This window comes from Pseudomonas sp. AC172, assembly GCF_979258595.1.
The window spans coordinates 4,642,664-4,660,035 of record NZ_OZ409868.1; the positions used below are offsets into that span (position 1 = coordinate 4,642,664).

General features: G+C 53.4%; 11 protein-coding genes, 6 tRNA genes and 3 rRNA genes. All 20 read right to left on the bottom strand.

Translation table 11 applies throughout. The annotated features are described in order from the left end of the window. Nucleotides 1–48: 48 nt before the first annotated feature. Nucleotides 49–4,122, bottom strand: coding sequence for a DNA-directed RNA polymerase subunit beta (gene rpoB / locus ACZ0A4_RS21015; protein ID WP_463576246.1), 4,074 nt, complete (start codon nt 4,120–4,122; stop codon nt 49–51). A gap of 221 nt (nt 4,123–4,343) precedes the next feature. Next, a complete protein-coding gene (gene rplL, locus ACZ0A4_RS21020) occupies nt 4,344–4,709 on the bottom strand; it encodes a 50S ribosomal protein L7/L12 (RefSeq protein ID WP_053124318.1) in 366 nt (121 codons plus the stop codon). Between the two features lie 78 nt (nt 4,710–4,787). Beyond that, on the bottom strand, nt 4,788–5,288 hold the full coding sequence (rplJ, locus tag ACZ0A4_RS21025) for a 50S ribosomal protein L10 (RefSeq protein WP_007916479.1): 501 nt from the start codon (nt 5,286–5,288) through the stop codon (nt 4,788–4,790). Nucleotides 5,289–5,486: 198 nt separating this feature from the next. Beyond that, complete coding sequence (gene rplA, locus ACZ0A4_RS21030; protein ID WP_007916481.1) at nt 5,487–6,182, bottom strand: 50S ribosomal protein L1; 696 nt, start codon at nt 6,180–6,182, stop codon at nt 5,487–5,489. After that, nucleotides 6,182–6,613, bottom strand: a complete 432-nt coding sequence (gene rplK, locus ACZ0A4_RS21035) for a 50S ribosomal protein L11 (protein WP_003228756.1) — start codon at nt 6,611–6,613, stop codon at nt 6,182–6,184. The genes rplA and rplK overlap by 1 nt, the downstream gene beginning before the upstream one ends. 118 nt (nt 6,614–6,731) lie before the next feature. Beyond that, nucleotides 6,732–7,265, bottom strand: a complete 534-nt coding sequence (gene nusG / locus ACZ0A4_RS21040) for a transcription termination/antitermination protein NusG (protein WP_007957598.1) — start codon at nt 7,263–7,265, stop codon at nt 6,732–6,734. Between the two features lie 9 nt (nt 7,266–7,274). Continuing rightward, on the bottom strand, nt 7,275–7,643 hold the full coding sequence (gene secE, locus ACZ0A4_RS21045) for a preprotein translocase subunit SecE (RefSeq protein WP_007916493.1): 369 nt from the start codon (nt 7,641–7,643) through the stop codon (nt 7,275–7,277). A gap of 45 nt (nt 7,644–7,688) precedes the next feature. After that, nucleotides 7,689–7,764: transfer RNA gene (locus ACZ0A4_RS21050), tRNA-Trp, on the bottom strand. A gap of 53 nt (nt 7,765–7,817) precedes the next feature. Further along, nucleotides 7,818–9,011, bottom strand: coding sequence for an elongation factor Tu (gene tuf / locus ACZ0A4_RS21055; RefSeq protein ID WP_053124324.1), 1,194 nt, complete (start codon nt 9,009–9,011; stop codon nt 7,818–7,820). Nucleotides 9,012–9,096: 85 nt separating this feature from the next. Continuing rightward, nucleotides 9,097–9,172 (bottom strand) — tRNA-Thr (locus ACZ0A4_RS21060). A 26-nt stretch (nt 9,173–9,198) separates the two neighbouring features. Next, a tRNA-Gly gene (locus ACZ0A4_RS21065) sits at nt 9,199–9,272 on the bottom strand. A 25-nt stretch (nt 9,273–9,297) separates the two neighbouring features. Further along, nucleotides 9,298–9,382 (bottom strand) — tRNA-Tyr (locus ACZ0A4_RS21070). A 143-nt stretch (nt 9,383–9,525) separates the two neighbouring features. Continuing rightward, nucleotides 9,526–9,957: a hypothetical protein gene (locus ACZ0A4_RS21075; protein ID WP_463576247.1), complete on the bottom strand. Its 432-nt coding sequence runs from the start codon at nt 9,955–9,957 to the stop codon at nt 9,526–9,528. A 7-nt stretch (nt 9,958–9,964) separates the two neighbouring features. Next, the gene (locus ACZ0A4_RS21080; RefSeq protein ID WP_463576248.1) at nt 9,965–10,717 is read right to left on the bottom strand and encodes a pantothenate kinase; all 753 of its coding nucleotides are present in this window, start codon (nt 10,715–10,717) and stop codon (nt 9,965–9,967) included. Beyond that, nucleotides 10,707–11,660: a bifunctional biotin--[acetyl-CoA-carboxylase] ligase/biotin operon repressor BirA gene (gene birA, locus ACZ0A4_RS21085; RefSeq protein ID WP_463576249.1), complete on the bottom strand. Its 954-nt coding sequence runs from the start codon at nt 11,658–11,660 to the stop codon at nt 10,707–10,709. Before birA ends, ACZ0A4_RS21080 begins: the two co-directional genes overlap by 11 nt. 133 nt (nt 11,661–11,793) lie before the next feature. Then, nucleotides 11,794–11,909: ribosomal RNA gene (gene rrf, locus ACZ0A4_RS21090) — 5S ribosomal RNA — on the bottom strand. Nucleotides 11,910–12,080: 171 nt separating this feature from the next. Continuing rightward, nucleotides 12,081–14,974, bottom strand: a 23S ribosomal RNA gene (locus ACZ0A4_RS21095). A gap of 234 nt (nt 14,975–15,208) precedes the next feature. Continuing rightward, nucleotides 15,209–15,284: transfer RNA gene (locus ACZ0A4_RS21100), tRNA-Ala, on the bottom strand. 10 nt (nt 15,285–15,294) lie between these two features. Next, a tRNA-Ile gene (locus ACZ0A4_RS21105) sits at nt 15,295–15,371 on the bottom strand. Between the two features lie 123 nt (nt 15,372–15,494). Further along, a 16S ribosomal RNA gene (locus tag ACZ0A4_RS21110) occupies nt 15,495–17,031 on the bottom strand. The 16S, 23S and 5S rRNA genes sit together here with 2 tRNA genes alongside, the layout of an rRNA operon. Nucleotides 17,032–17,372: the final 341 nt, after the last annotated feature.

Here is a 17,372-nt window from a genome sequence, read left to right on the forward strand (position 1 = left end):
GGAGCAGAGAGCGGGCAATCCTGCCCCGCTCTCGATTCGCGTCACGTGTTATTCGGTTTCCAGATCGATATCGATGCCGAGGGAACGAATTTCCTTGATCAACACGTTGAAGGACTCGGGCATGCCCGGCTCCATACGGTGATCGCCATCCACGATGTTTTTGTACATCTTGGTACGGCCGTTCACATCGTCCGACTTCACTGTGAGCATTTCTTGCAGAGTGTAAGCAGCACCGTATGCTTCCAGTGCCCAGACCTCCATCTCCCCGAAACGCTGACCACCGAACTGCGCCTTACCACCCAGCGGCTGCTGGGTAACCAGGCTGTACGAACCGGTAGAACGCGCGTGCATCTTGTCGTCTACCAAGTGGTTCAGCTTCAGCATGTACATGTAGCCAACGGTAACTGGACGCTCGAACTTGTTGCCGGTACGGCCGTCAGTCAGCTGCATCTGGCCGCTTTCCGGCAGGTCTGCCAGTTTCAGCATGGCCTTGATTTCGCTTTCCTTGGCGCCGTCGAACACTGGAGTGGCCATTGGAACGCCGCCACGCAGGTTCTTCGCCAGATCCAGGATTTCCTGATCGGAGAAGCTGTCCAGATCTTCGTTACGACCACCGATCTGGTTGTAGATCTCGTCCAGGAAGGTACGCAGCTCAGCGACTTTACGCTGCTCTTCGACCATCCGGTTGATCTTCTCACCCAGACCTTTGGCCGCGAGGCCCAGGTGGGTTTCAAGGATCTGACCAACGTTCATACGCGAAGGTACGCCCAGTGGGTTGAGGACGACGTCGACCGGGGTGCCATTGGCATCGTGCGGCATGTCTTCAACCGGCATGATCACAGAGACCACACCTTTGTTACCGTGACGACCGGCCATCTTGTCGCCCGGCTGGATGCGACGACGGATTGCCAGGTAAACCTTGACGATTTTCAGCACGCCTGGAGCCAGGTCATCGCCCTGCTGCAGTTTGCGCTTCTTGTCTTCGAACTTGTCGTCCAGCAGACGGCGGCGATCAACGATGTAGGCTTGAGCCTTCTCGAGCTGCTCGTTCAGAGCATCTTCAGCCATGCGCAGCTTGAACCACTGACCATGCTCAAGACCGTCGAGAACTTCGTCGGTGATGTCCTGACCTTTCTTCAGACCTGCGCCGCCTTCAGCCTTGTGGCCTACCAGAGCGGAACGCAGACGTTCGAAAGTCGCGCCTTCAACGATACGGAACTCTTCGTTCAGATCCTTGCGGATCTCGTCGAGCTGAGTCTTCTCGATCGACAGTGCACGAGCATCACGCTCAACGCCGTCGCGGGTGAAGACCTGTACGTCGATGACAGTACCTTTAGTACCGGTAGGTACGCGCAGGGAAGTGTCTTTAACGTCGCTGGCTTTCTCACCGAAGATTGCACGCAGCAGTTTTTCTTCCGGAGTCAGTTGGGTCTCGCCTTTCGGAGTGACCTTACCCACCAGGATGTCGCCTGCGCCAACTTCAGCACCTACGTAAACGATACCGGCTTCGTCCAGTTTGTTCAGTGCAGCTTCACCCACGTTCGGGATGTCTGCAGTGATTTCCTCAGGCCCAAGCTTGGTGTCACGGGCCACACAGGTCAGTTCCTGAATGTGGATCGTGGTGAAGCGGTCTTCCTGAACCACACGCTCGGACAGGCAGATGGAGTCTTCGAAGTTGAAGCCGTTCCATGCCATGAATGCGATGCGCATGTTCTGACCCAGTGCCAGTTCACCCATGTCGGTGGACGGGCCGTCGGCCATGATGTCGCTACGCTGAACGCGATCACCCTTGCTCACCAGCGGACGCTGGTTGATGCAGGTGTTCTGGTTCGAGCGGGTGTATTTGGTCAGGTTGTAGATGTCGACACCAGCTTCGCCGGTTTCAACTTCGTCATCAGCAACACGAACCACGATACGGCTGGCGTCGACGGAATCGATCACGCCACCACGACGAGCCACGACGCAAACGCCGGAGTCACGGGCTACGTTACGCTCCATGCCGGTACCTACCAGCGGCTTGTCAGCGCGCAAGGTTGGTACAGCTTGACGCTGCATGTTCGAACCCATCAACGCACGGTTGGCGTCGTCGTGCTCGAGGAACGGAATCAGCGACGCTGCAACCGAAACTACCTGCTTCGGCGAAACGTCCATCAAGGTGACTTCTTCAGGCGCCTTGACGGTGAATTCGTTCAGGTGACGTACGGCTACCAGTTCGTCGATCAGGACTTTCTGGTCGTTCATGGTCGCCGAAGCCTGCGCGATCACGTGATCGGCTTCTTCAATGGCGGACAGGAACACGATCTCGTCGGTGACCACACCCTCTTTCACCACGCGGTACGGGCTTTCCAGGAAGCCGTACTGGTTGGTGCGAGCGTAAGCAGCCAAGGAGTTGATCAGACCGATGTTCGGACCTTCCGGCGTTTCAATCGGGCATACGCGACCGTAGTGAGTCGGGTGTACGTCACGAACTTCAAAGCCTGCGCGCTCACGAGTCAGACCGCCAGGGCCGAGTGCAGAAACACGACGCTTGTGGGTGATCTCGGACAGCGGGTTGTTCTGGTCCATGAACTGCGAGAGCTGGCTGGAACCGAAGAACTCTTTCACCGCCGCAGCCACTGGCTTGGCGTTGATCAGGTCTTGCGGCATCAGGCCTTCGCTTTCAGCCATCGACAGACGCTCTTTGACCGCACGCTCAACACGTACCAGGCCAACGCGGAACTGGTTCTCGGCCATTTCGCCTACGCAGCGAACACGACGGTTACCCAGGTGGTCGATGTCATCGACGATGCCTTTACCATTACGGATGTCGACCAGAGTCTTCAGTACCGCGACGATGTCTTCCTTGCACAGCACGCCCGAACCTTCGATCTCGGTACGACCGATACGACGGTTGAACTTCATCCGGCCGACCGCAGACAGGTCATAGCGCTCAGGGCTGAAGAACAGGTTGTTGAACAGGGTTTCGGCAGCGTCTTTGGTTGGCGGCTCGCCTGGACGCATCATGCGATAGATCTCGACCAGGGCTTCCAATTGGTTGCTGGTGGAGTCGATCTTCAGCGTATCGGAGACGAACGGACCGCAGTCGATGTCGTTGGTGTACAGAGTTTCGATGCGAACAACGCCGGACTTGGCAATTTTTGCCAGGACCTCAGTGTTCAGCTCGGTGTTGCACTCTGCCAGGATTTCGCCGGTAGCCGGGTGCACGATGACCTTGGCGGTAGTGCGACCGAGGACGTAGTCCAGAGGCACTTCCAGGGTCTTGAGGCCGGCTTTTTCGATCTGGTTGATGTGGCGCGCAGTAATACGGCGACCCGCTTCAACAATGACCTTGCCCTTCTCGTCCTGAATATCCAGAACCGCAATTTCACCACGCAGACGCGAAGCAATCAGCTCCAGGCTGAGGGTTTCGCCGCTCAGGTGGAAAACGTTGGTGGTGTAGAAAGCGTCCAGCACTTCTTCAGTGGTATAGCCGAGCGCACGCAGCAGTACCGATGCCGGCAGCTTGCGACGACGGTCGATACGCACGAACACGCAGTCTTTCGGGTCGAACTCGAAGTCCAACCACGAACCGCGGTAAGGAATGATGCGCGCGGAGTACAGCAGTTTGCCGGAGCTATGCGTCTTGCCGCGGTCGTGGTCGAAGAACACGCCCGGGGAACGGTGCAGCTGGGAAACGATTACACGCTCGGTACCATTGATTACGAAGGTACCGTTCTCAGTCATCAGGGGGATTTCACCCATGTAGACTTCTTGCTCTTTGATGTCCTTGATCGCTTTGTTCGACGATTCTTTGTCGAAAATGATCAGGCGCACTTTTACCCGCAAAGGTACGGCGAAAGTTACACCGCGCAATACGCATTCTTTGACATCAAATGCCGGTTCGCCCAGGCGATAACCGACGTACTCCAGCGCAGCATTGCCGGAGTAGCTGATGATCGGGAAAACGGATTTGAAGGCCGCATGCAGGCCCACGTCGCGGAACTGATCTTTAGTCGCTCCCGCTTGCAAGAATTCACGATACGAATCCAGCTGGATGGCCAGGAGGTAAGGCACATCCATGACGTCCGGCAACTTGCTAAAGTCCTTGCGGATACGTTTTTTCTCAGTATATGAGTAAGCCATCAGCGTTCCCCAGCTTGGTCACCTGCTTGTTTGGCCCCTCCCGACGGGAGCAGCCAGAAAATCGTGCAAACCCCATGGTTTGCGCCACCGCATCGGGTGGCTACAGCGCCTTTATCAGCACCGACCCAGTCGGCTGCCAATAACGGAAAAAGGCCGGTGGCAAGAGCCACCAGCCATCAGCCTGTCGCTTGACGCTCGGGCTGGAGGTGCAAAGTCGAAAGTTACTTAACTTCGACTTCAGCGCCTGCTTCTTCCAGCTTCTTCTTCGCGTCTTCAGCAGCTTCTTTCGAAACGCCTTCAGCGATAACCTGAGGAGCGGTGTCAACCTTCTCCTTGGCTTCTTTCAGACCCAGACCGGTCAGTTCACGTACAGCCTTGATCACGTTGACTTTCTTCTCGCCAGCGCCTTTCAGGATAACGTTGAACTCGGTTTGCTCTTCAACAACAGCGGCAGCAGCAGCTGGACCAGCAGAAGCAGCGGCAGCGGATACGCCGAACTTCTCTTCCATTGCCTTGATCAGCTCAACGATTTCCAGAACCGATTTTTCGCCGATTGCGTCGATGATTTGTTCGTTAGTCAGAGACATGACTTATTTCCTGAATTGGGGGATAGCCTGGAGGCCATCGAAATAAACAAAAATACGCGAGAGAGGAAACGCTCAGCCTTAGGCTGCAGCAGCTTCTTTCTGGTCGCGAAGTGCCGCCAGAGTACGAGCCAATTTGCTGGTAGCGCCTTGAATCACGCTCATCAGCTGGGAAATTGCTTCGTCACGGGTCGGCAGGCTTGCCAGAACGTCGATCTGATTAGCTGCGAGGAACTTGCCCTCGAACGCAGCTGCCTTGATCTCGAACTTGTCCTGACCTTTAGCGAACTCTTTGAACAGACGAGCAGCAGCGCCCGGGTGTTCGTTGGAGAATGCGATCAAGGTCGGGCCGGTGAACACGTCGTTGAGAACACTGTATTCAGTGTCAGCAACAGCGCGCTTGAGCAGGGTGTTACGTACAACACGTACGTAAACGCCAGCTTCACGAGCCTCTTTACGGAGTCCGGTCATTGCGCCTACTGTTACGCCACGTGCATCAACCACGACAGCGGACAGAGCGACTTTGGCAGCCTCGTTGACTTCAGCGACGATGGCCTTCTTGTCTTCGAGATTAATTGCCACGGGTTTAACTCCTGCTTGTTACCGTTTCATTCGATCGAAACCGAATGTCGTTTTGGTGTCTGATTCGGTAAGGAACCGGGAGCACCATCTGCGTAGGCTTATGGTTTAAGACTCGCGTCGCCTACGGTCTTGGATAGCCCCCGCCAGGCAGGGACCCCAATCTTTCGATTGGCGCGAACAATCGCGCCAACCTTTGTCTTACGCGTCCAGCGAGCTCTGATCGATAACCAGACCTGGGCCCATAGTGGTGCTCAGGGTAACGCGCTTGACGTAAATGCCTTTCGAGGAAGCTGGCTTGATACGCTTCAGATCAGCGATCAGGGCTTCAACGTTTTCCTTCAGCTTGACGGCGTCGAAGCCCATCTTGCCAACGGAGGTGTGAATGATGCCGTTTTTGTCGGTGCGATAACGAACCTGGCCAGCTTTAGCGTTTTTAACCGCGGTAGCTACGTCTGGAGTTACAGTACCAACCTTAGGGTTAGGCATCAGACCACGTGGACCGAGGATCTGGCCCAGCTGACCTACAACGCGCATGGCATCCGGGGATGCGATTACTACGTCATAGTTCAGGTCGCCGCCTTTCATTTCGGCAGCCAGGTCGTCCATACCTACACGGTCAGCGCCGGCAGCCAAAGCGGCCTCAGCAGCTGGACCCTGGGTGAACACAGCAACGCGAACAGTCTTGCCAGTGCCGTGTGGCAGCACAGTAGCGCTGCGAACAACCTGGTCGGATTTACGCGGGTCTACACCCAGGTTTACAGCAACGTCGAACGACTCGCTGAACTTGACAGTCGACAGCTCAGCCAGCAGAGCGGCGGCGTCTACAATATTGTAGGCCTTGCCTGCTTCGATTTTGCCGGCGATAGCCTTTTGACGCTTGGTCAGCTTAGCCATTACACACCCTCCACGTTAAGGCCCATGCTACGAGCAGAACCGGCGATAGTACGCACGGCTGCATCCATATCAGCTGCAGTCAGATCCGCGTTTTTGGTTTTCGCGATTTCTTCCAGCTGAGCACGGGTAACGGTGCCAACCTTAACGGTGTTCGGACGAGCGGAACCGCTGGTCAGACCCGCCGCTTTCTTCAGCAGAACCGAAGCAGGGGTGGATTTTGTTTCGAAAGTGAAGCTACGGTCGCTGTAGACAGTGATGATCACTGGAGTCGGCAGACCAGCTTCCAGACCCTGAGTACGGGCGTTGAAAGCCTTGCAGAATTCCATGATGTTCACGCCGTGCTGACCCAGTGCAGGACCAACAGGTGGGCTTGGGTTAGCCTGAGCGGCCTTCACTTGCAGCTTGATGTAAGCGGTAATCTTCTTGGCCATGAGGCACTCCAATTACGGGTTCGAACGCCTCGAAAGGCTCCCCGGTTACTTGCGCGTTTATCCCAGTGACGACAAAACCCCACAGCCTATGGCTGTGGGGTTGGGATGCTTTTTTCAGCTAGACCTTTTCGACCTGACTGAACTCCAACTCTACCGGGGTAGAGCGACCGAAAATAAGCACAGCCACTTGAATCCGGCTCTTTTCGTAGTTGACTTCTTCAACAACGCCATTGAAATCAGCAAATGGACCGTCATTGACTCGCACCGTTTCACCTGGCTCAAACAGAGTCTTCGGCTTCGGCTTGTCGCTACCATCAGCGACGCGACGCAGAATTGCTTCCGCCTCTTTATCAGTGATTGGCGCAGGCTTATCAGCGGTACCGCCAATGAAACCCATCACCCGAGGAGTGTCCTTGACCAAGTGCCAAGTCCCCTCATTCATATCCATCTGAACCAGCACATAGCCTGGAAAGAACTTACGCTCGCTCTTGCGCTTCTGGCCGTTACGCATTTCAACCACTTCTTCAGTGGGAACCAGAATTTCGCCGAAGCCATCTTCCATGCCAGCCAGCTTTACGCGCTCGATCAGCGAGCGCATCACATGCTTCTCGTAACCCGAGTAAGCATGCACAACATACCAACGCTTAGCCACGGGACACCCTTAGCCGACGATCAAGGAAACAAGCCAGCCGAGCAGGGAATCAAGACCCCACAACAGCAACGCCATAACCAGAACAACAGCCACCACAATAAGGGTGGTCTGCGTGGTTTCTTGGCGAGTTGGCCACACGACTTTACGAATCTCGGTGCGAGCTTCCTTAACGAGTACAAAGAAAGACTTGCCCTTCGCAGTCTGCAGGCCTACAAAGGCAGCTACAGCAGCAATGACAAGCAAAGCGAGTACACGGTACAGGATCGGCGAAGCAGAGTAATACTGATTACCAACAACGCCAACAACCACCAAAGCGACAACTACAAGCCACTTGAGCAGATCGAAGCGAGAGCCTTGAGCTTCAGCTTTAGGAGTCATCTATGAAGATCCTGTGAAAAGAAAGCCAGACACACCAAGTGAATCTGGCAGGTCAGGAGGGAATCGAACCCCCAACCTACGGTTTTGGAGACCGTCGCTCTGCCAATTGAGCTACTGACCTAAAACAAAATCAGGCCGACCATTATGCCGGCCCGAAAAATACATTACAACTACTTACTCGATGATTTTAGCTACGACGCCAGCGCCGACGGTACGACCGCCTTCACGGATAGCGAAACGCAGACCGTCTTCCATTGCGATGGTTTTGATCAGGGTAACAGTCATCTGAATGTTGTCACCTGGCATTACCATTTCAACGCCTTCTGGCAGCTCGCAGTTACCAGTCACGTCAGTAGTACGGAAGTAGAACTGTGGACGGTAGCCTTTGAAGAACGGAGTATGACGACCGCCCTCTTCCTTGCTCAGAACGTAAACTTCTGCAGTGAACTTGGTGTGCGGCTTAACCGAACCCGGCTTAACCAGAACCTGACCACGCTCAACGTCGTCACGCTTGGTACCACGCAGCAGAACGCCGCAGTTCTCGCCAGCACGACCTTCGTCGAGCAGCTTGCGAAACATTTCAACACCGGTGCAAGTAGTAACGGTGGTGTCACGCAGACCAACGATTTCCAGCGGATCCTGAACGCGAACGATACCGCGCTCGATACGACCAGTCACAACAGTACCGCGACCGGAGATCGAGAATACGTCTTCGATTGGCATCAGGAACGGCTTGTCGGTCACACGAACTGGTTCTGGGATGTAGCTGTCCAGAGTCTCAACCAGTTTCTTGACGGCAGTGGTGCCCATCTCGTTGTCGTCTTTGCCTTCCAGCGCCATACGAGCCGAACCGATGATGATTGGAGTGTCATCGCCCGGGAAGTCGTAAGTCGACAGCAGGTCGCGAACTTCCATCTCAACCAGTTCCAGCAGCTCAGCGTCGTCTACCAGGTCAGCCTTGTTCAGGAAAACCACGATGTACGGAACGCCAACCTGACGGGACAGCAGGATGTGCTCACGGGTTTGTGGCATCGGACCATCAGCGGCCGAGCAAACCAGAATAGCGCCGTCCATTTGAGCAGCACCGGTGATCATGTTCTTCACATAGTCAGCGTGACCTGGGCAGTCAACGTGAGCGTAGTGACGGATCTTCGAGTTGTACTCAACGTGTGCGGTGTTGATGGTGATACCGCGAGCTTTTTCTTCTGGCGCACTGTCGATCTTGTCGAAGTCAACGATTGCCGAACCGAAAACTTCGGAGCAAACGCGAGTCAGAGCAGCAGTCAGAGTGGTTTTACCGTGGTCAACGTGACCAATGGTCCCAACGTTGACGTGGGGCAGGGAACGATCAAATTTTTCCTTAGCCATCGATATCACCCTCAACAGAAGAAATTAGACAAACAATATCAACCATTAAAACAAAGGCAGATATTTTCATATCTGCCTTGTTATATGGAGCTCTTGAGCGGATTTGAACCGCTGACCTCACCCTTACCAAGGGTGTGCTCTACCAACTGAGCTACAAGAGCAAAACACTTTGCACAACCTGCAAACTTGGAGCGGGTAGCGGGAATCGAACCCGCATCATCAGCTTGGAAGGCTGAGGTTCTACCACTAAACTATACCCGCGGAGCCTGCAGCTCACGCTTAAATCTGGTGGAGGGAGAAGGATTCGAACCTTCGAAGTCGTAGACGTCAGATTTACAGTCTGATCCCTTTGGCCGCTCGGGAACCCCTCCTAATCAGGCCGGCATTCTATACTATGCCAAACCTCTGTCAAGCATTTTCTCATTTAAAAACCTGAGGTTAGCTGCTTTGACATCGCCTCACTTTGAATTCCTGTTTAGGTCTTCGCTGTGGAGCGGGCGCCATTCTATGCAAACTATTCAGCAGGTGCAACCCCCTCACACAGCATTATTTTATGTTTTAACTCATTGAATTCGTTGGAAAGGTTTTGCAACTGTACATCCCCCAACAAACGCTGACCCTGAGGCGAAACAGACAACCAATAACCAGCCCCAGATGCATCCTTCGTCGAAGATTTTACATCAACCCCCATTTCAGCCAGACGCTGCTGGAGCGCTGAAATCGATTCCTGCCGAGAAAAACCGCCAAGGAAAAGACACTGTTGCCGACGCTCCCCCTGCCCCTCCCGAGCCTCACTCGTCGTTTCGCTGAGCAAGCGAATGTCTTGCTGGGAACCTCGATACAAACTAAGAGGCGTTACATCCTTCGCCCGCAAGGGCGCCTCCTGCTGATGCCAGACATAATAGAAAACATTAAGAACAAGAAGCAGGAGAAACAACCAACGCATACAAACCTCAGGAAAAAGGACACGCCATAGCCAACCCCACAAACACCAGATCAGGAACGACTCGAGCTTCGGGCGAGACACCCGCAACCAATTCAGCATCCCCGCCAGTGATAAAGACTATGAAGTCTTCCTCCCAGTAGGAACGCGCCATTTCCAACTGCGTCAATACGAAACCCTGCAACATCAATAAACACCCTCGCTCCACAGCCTCAACGGTGGTACGCCCAGGCGCACTACTGGACAGCGCGCGCTCAGCCGCAAGATCTCCATAGCGAATATTACGGGTATGCGTACGTAGCTGATTCCGCATCAACGGCATTCCAGGGCAAATAAAACCGCCCAGATGTTCACCATTCGCAGCAATAAAATCTGCAGTTACCGCCGTACCGAAATCAAGCACCAGGCAAGCACCACCCGACGCTAGATGAAACCCGCCAAGCATGGCCAGCCATCGATCCAGCCCTAGACGCTCGTAGTCTTCATAACCATTTTTGACACCGGCCATTTCACGAGCGGGCTTCGCGCGCACCACCGAAATACCAAACTCGCACTCGATAGCACGGATCAAGGCATCAGTCTCCTCTGCAGTCCTGACACTGACCAAGCGACCCTTACGAAGCGCAAGCCCATCGAGAGCTCTCAAACTGTCAAGCAACGCGAGATCAGAGTCGACAACCCCTTCGAAAAATACAGCGTCGAGCGCAGCCTTCAGCACTCGCCACTTAATAAAGCTGTTCCCACAGTCGAGCTCAAGAATCATCACGCAACCTCAGGCTGAGCTCGCCGCCACTAAAGACTTTTTCCACGCCATCCACCTTCAGCCGCAGCGCACCCTGACTGTCGATTCCGAGCACAACACCATCTATCTGACTGGAACCCGCAATCAATGACACAGAGCGATCTTGCCACAAATGATTTGCCTCCCATTCCGCCTGGAGAGCCGAAAAACCGATCATCTGATGGCGCTGGATATAATCATTTAACTGCTTACCAAGCTCAGCCACCAAGGCATTGCGATCAGTGTTTCCACCTGACTCAAGCCGAATCGACGTCCATTGCTGATCGACATCATCGGCCTCCTGCATGTTCACGTTGACGCCAATTCCCAGCACTACATGGCAAACGTCCGCCGGATCTCCAACAAGCTCAAGGAGAATGCCGGCAATTTTCTTGTTACCCACCAAGACATCGTTAGGCCATTTCAATCCCGCACCCGGCACTCCAAAATTTCTCAGAGCCTGCAAGACAGCCAACCCCACTACAAGACTCAAGCCCTCGAGCTGGCGCATTCCGCCGTCGATGCGAAGTACAAGGCTGTAATAGAGATTTTCTGCAAAGGGGCTCACCCATTTACGACCTCGTCGCCCACGCCCAGAGACTTGCCGCTCCGCGAGCACTAAAAAGGGCGCCAAACTTCCTTGGCCAACCGCGCGCAAGGCTTCAGCATTTGTCGAGTCGACCGAATGCAGAACAGTAACCGGCCAACCGGGCGCCATTGCCGACAATGTCCGAGAATCGAGCAACGTCAATGGCGCAGCCAATTGATACCCCCGTCCTCGAACTTTATGGATGGACAAGCCAAGCTCCGCCTCAAGCTGCTGAAGCTGCTTCCACACCGCACTTCGACTTATTCCCAGGGCGGCCCCAAGATCCTGACCAGAATGGAATCGACCATCTTTCAGGAGGTTCAACAACGTCAACATGCAGGTCTCGCCCTCACAATGAGGCCCGAATAATAGCCATGACCCGGGCTGTTGCATAGAAATCAAGCAGATGCTTTTCCTGCGGACAAAACAAAACCCCAACTGCTTTCGCAATTGGGGTTTCGGAATTTAATCTTGACGATGACCTACTCTCACATGGGGAAACCCCACACTACCATCGGCGATGCATCGTTTCACTGCTGAGTTCGGGATGGGATCAGGTGGTTCCAACGCTCTATGGTCGTCAAGAAATTCGGGTACTGAGTCGTGACCAGATGGCCTCGCTTCAGCAAATTGGGTATGTGATAGTTTTCGGTGTTTTGTGAGTCTTTCGAACTTTCGGTTCGTTTCGTCTTCACACACCGCAATCTGGTCTCGCTCGCTTTTCAGCTCGGAGCATGCAAATTGCTTGGGTGTTATATGGTCAAGCCTCACGGGCAATTAGTATTGGTTAGCTCAACGCCTCACAGCGCTTACACACCCAACCTATCAACGTCGTAGTCTTCGACGGCCCTTCAGGGAACTCAAGGTTCCAGTGAGATCTCATCTTGAGGCAAGTTTCCCGCTTAGATGCTTTCAGCGGTTATCTTTCCCGAACATAGCTACCCGGCAATGCCACTGGCGTGACAACCGGAACACCAGAGGTTCGTCCACTCCGGTCCTCTCGTACTAGGAGCAGCCCCTCTCAAATCTCAAACGTCCACGGCAGATAGGGACCGAACTGTCTCACGACGTTCTAAACCCAGCTCGCGTACCACTTTAAATGGCGAACAGCCATACCCTTGGGACCGGCTTCAGCCCCAGGATGTGATGAGCCGACATCGAGGTGCCAAACACCGCCGTCGATATGAACTCTTGGGCGGTATCAGCCTGTTATCCCCGGAGTACCTTTTATCCGTTGAGCGATGGCCCTTCCATACAGAACCACCGGATCACTAAGACCTACTTTCGTACCTGCTCGACGTGTCTGTCTCGCAGTCAAGCGCGCTTTTGCCTTTATACTCTACGACCGATTTCCGACCGGTCTGAGCGCACCTTCGTACTCCTCCGTTACTCTTTAGGAGGAGACCGCCCCAGTCAAACTACCCACCATACACTGTCCTCGATCCGGATAACGGACCTGAGTTAGAACCTCAAAGTTGCCAGGGTGGTATTTCAAGGATGGCTCCACGCGAACTGGCGTCCACGCTTCAAAGCCTCCCACCTATCCTACACAAGCAAATTCAAAGTCCAGTGCAAAGCTATAGTAAAGGTTCACGGGGTCTTTCCGTCTAGCCGCGGATACACTGCATCTTCACAGCGATTTCAATTTCACTGAGTCTCGGGTGGAGACAGCGCCGCCATCGTTACGCCATTCGTGCAGGTCGGAACTTACCCGACAAGGAATTTCGCTACCTTAGGACCGTTATAGTTACGGCCGCCGTTTACCGGGGCTTCGATCAAGAGCTTCGCGTTAGCTAACCCCATCAATTAACCTTCCGGCACCGGGCAGGCGTCACACCCTATACGTCCACTTTCGTGTTTGCAGAGTGCTGTGTTTTTAATAAACAGTCGCAGCGGCCTGGTATCTTCGACCGGCATGAGCTTACGGAGCAAGTCCTTCACCCTCACCGGCGCACCTTCTCCCGAAGTTACGGTGCCATTTTGCCTAGTTCCTTCACCCGAGTTCTCTCAAGCGCCTTGGTATTCTCTACCCAACCACCTGTGTCGGTTTGGGGTACGGTTCCTGGTTACCTGAAGCTTAGAAGCTTTTCTTGGAAGCATGGCATCAACCACTTCGTGTTCTAAAAGAACACTCGTCATCAGCTCTCGGCCTTAAGATCCCGGATTTACCTAAGATCTCAGCCTACCACCTTAAACTTGGACAACCAACGCCAAGCTGGCCTAGCCTTCTCCGTCCCTCCATCGCAATAACCAGAAGTACAGGAATATTAACCTGTTTTCCATCGACTACGCTTTTCAGCCTCGCCTTAGGGACCGACTAACCCTGCGTCGATTAACGTTGCGCAGGAAACCTTGGTCTTTCGGCGTGGGTGTTTTTCACACCCATTGTCGTTACTCATGTCAGCATTCGCACTTCTGATACCTCCAGCAAGCTTCTCAACTCACCTTCACAGGCTTACAGAACGCTCCTCTACCGCATCATCCGAAGATGATACCCGTAGCTTCGGTGTATGGTTTGAGCCCCGTTACATCTTCCGCGCAGGCCGACTCGACTAGTGAGCTATTACGCTTTCTTTAAAGGGTGGCTGCTTCTAAGCCAACCTCCTAGCTGTCTAAGCCTTCCCACATCGTTTCCCACTTAACCATAACTTTGGGACCTTAGCTGACGGTCTGGGTTGTTTCCCTTTTCACGACGGACGTTAGCACCCGCCGTGTGTCTCCCATGCTCGGCACTTGTAGGTATTCGGAGTTTGCATCGGTTTGGTAAGTCGGGATGACCCCCTAGCCGAAACAGTGCTCTACCCCCTACAGTGATACATGAGGCGCTACCTAAATAGCTTTCGAGGAGAACCAGCTATCTCCGAGCTTGATTAGCCTTTCACTCCGATCCACAGGTCATCCGCTAACTTTTCAACGGTAGTCGGTTCGGTCCTCCAGTTAGTGTTACCCAACCTTCAACCTGCCCATGGATAGATCGCCCGGTTTCGGGTCTATTCCCAGCGACTAGACGCCCTATTAAGACTCGCTTTCGCTACGCCTCCCCTATTCGGTTAAGCTCGCCACTGAAAATAAGTCGCTGACCCATTATACAAAAGGTACGCAGTCACAGAACAAAGTCTGCTCCCACTGCTTGTACGCATACGGTTTCAGGATCTATTTCACTCCCCTCTCCGGGGTTCTTTTCGCCTTTCCCTCACGGTACTAGTTCACTATCGGTCAGTCAGTAGTATTTAGCCTTGGAGGATGGTCCCCCCATATTCAGACAAAGTTTCTCGTGCTCCGTCCTACTCGATTTCATGACTAAGAGATTTTCGCGTACAGGGCTATCACCCACTATGGCCGCACTTTCCAGAGCGTTCCGCTAATCTCAAAGCCACTTAAGGGCTGGTCCCCGTTCGCTCGCCACTACTAAGGGAATCTCGGTTGATTTCTTTTCCTCAGGGTACTTAGATGTTTCAGTTCCCCTGGTTCGCCTCTTGCACCTATGTATTCAGTACAAGATAACCATCTTATGATGGCTGGGTTCCCCCATTCAGACATCTCCGGATCAAAGTCTGTTTGCCGACTCCCCGAAGCTTTTCGCAGGCTACCACGTCTTTCATCGCCTCTGACTGCCAAGGCATCCACCGTATGCGCTTCTTCACTTGACCATATAACCCCAAGCAATCTGGTTATACTGTGAAGACGACATTCGCCGAAAATTCGAATTTCTCAATTAAGAGAACTCACAAATTTTACCTTAGCCTGATCCGTTACCAGTGAAAGTAACGTTCAGTCTATCTTTCTATCACATACCCAAATTTTTAAAGAACGATCTAATCAAAAGACTAGAAATCAATATTCTCAAAGGAATACTCATTTCTAAACTTTTAGAAGCAGTTAAATGGTGGAGCCAAACGGGATCGAACCGTTGACCTCCTGCGTGCAAGGCAGGCGCTCTCCCAGCTGAGCTATGGCCCCATAACAAAATTGGTGGGTCTGGGCAGATTCGAACTGCCGACCTCACCCTTATCAGGGGTGCGCTCTAACCAACTGAGCTACAGACCCAATTTCGAGCGCGCAACTGTTAGCTTGGAGCTATCAGCTTGGAGCTTAAAGCTGCTTCTATCGTCTTCTTCAATGAATCAAGCAATTCGTGTGGGAACTTATGGAGCAGCTGATGTCGTCGATTAAGGAGGTGATCCAGCCGCAGGTTCCCCTACGGCTACCTTGTTACGACTTCACCCCAGTCATGAATCACACCGTGGTAACCGTCCTCCCGAAGGTTAGACTAGCTACTTCTGGTGCAACCCACTCCCATGGTGTGACGGGCGGTGTGTACAAGGCCCGGGAACGTATTCACCGTGACATTCTGATTCACGATTACTAGCGATTCCGACTTCACGCAGTCGAGTTGCAGACTGCGATCCGGACTACGATCGGTTTTATGGGATTAGCTCCACCTCGCGGCTTGGCAACCCTTTGTACCGACCATTGTAGCACGTGTGTAGCCCAGGCCGTAAGGGCCATGATGACTTGACGTCATCCCCACCTTCCTCCGGTTTGTCACCGGCAGTCTCCTTAGAGTGCCCACCATAACGTGCTGGTAACTAAGGACAAGGGTTGCGCTCGTTACGGGACTTAACCCAACATCTCACGACACGAGCTGACGACAGCCATGCAGCACCTGTCTCAATGTTCCCGAAGGCACCAATCCATCTCTGGAAAGTTCATTGGATGTCAAGGCCTGGTAAGGTTCTTCGCGTTGCTTCGAATTAAACCACATGCTCCACCGCTTGTGCGGGCCCCCGTCAATTCATTTGAGTTTTAACCTTGCGGCCGTACTCCCCAGGCGGTCAACTTAATGCGTTAGCTGCGCCACTAAGAGCTCAAGGCTCCCAACGGCTAGTTGACATCGTTTACGGCGTGGACTACCAGGGTATCTAATCCTGTTTGCTCCCCACGCTTTCGCACCTCAGTGTCAGTATCAGTCCAGGTGGTCGCCTTCGCCACTGGTGTTCCTTCCTATATCTACGCATTTCACCGCTACACAGGAAATTCCACCACCCTCTACCATACTCTAGCTCGACAGTTTTGAATGCAGTTCCCAGGTTGAGCCCGGGGATTTCACATCCAACTTAACGAACCACCTACGCGCGCTTTACGCCCAGTAATTCCGATTAACGCTTGCACCCTCTGTATTACCGCGGCTGCTGGCACAGAGTTAGCCGGTGCTTATTCTGTCGGTAACGTCAAAACAGCAACGTATTAAGTTACTGCCCTTCCTCCCAACTTAAAGTGCTTTACAATCCGAAGACCTTCTTCACACACGCGGCATGGCTGGATCAGGCTTTCGCCCATTGTCCAATATTCCCCACTGCTGCCTCCCGTAGGAGTCTGGACCGTGTCTCAGTTCCAGTGTGACTGATCATCCTCTCAGACCAGTTACGGATCGTCGCCTTGGTGAGCCATTACCTCACCAACTAGCTAATCCGACCTAGGCTCATCTGATAGCGCAAGGCCCGAAGGTCCCCTGCTTTCTCCCGTAGGACGTATGCGGTATTAGCGTTCCTTTCGAAACGTTGTCCCCCACTACCAGGCAGATTCCTAGGCATTACTCACCCGTCCGCCGCTGAATCCAGGAGCAAGCTCCTCTCATCCGCTCGACTTGCATGTGTTAGGCCTGCCGCCAGCGTTCAATCTGAGCCATGATCAAACTCTTCAGTTCAAACATCTTTGGGTTTTTAAGAAACCCTAAACTTGGCTCAGCAATCGTTGGTTACATCTTTGATTTCTCGCGGAGTAACTTGTGATGCTGATAATCTTGTTGACTATCAGTCTGACTCCACAAGCACCCACACGAATTGCTTGATTCAGTTGTTAAAGAGCGGTTGGTCAAGATCTTTCGTCTCAACCGAGGCGCGCATTCTACAGCAGCCTCATTTGCTGTCAAGTGATTATTTTCAGAAGTTTTCGAAGAATTCTTCAACAACTTCAACCACTTGCGCTTCCGATCTCTCGTCAGCGGGAGGCGAATTCTACAGCGTTACACGCTGCTGTCAACACCTC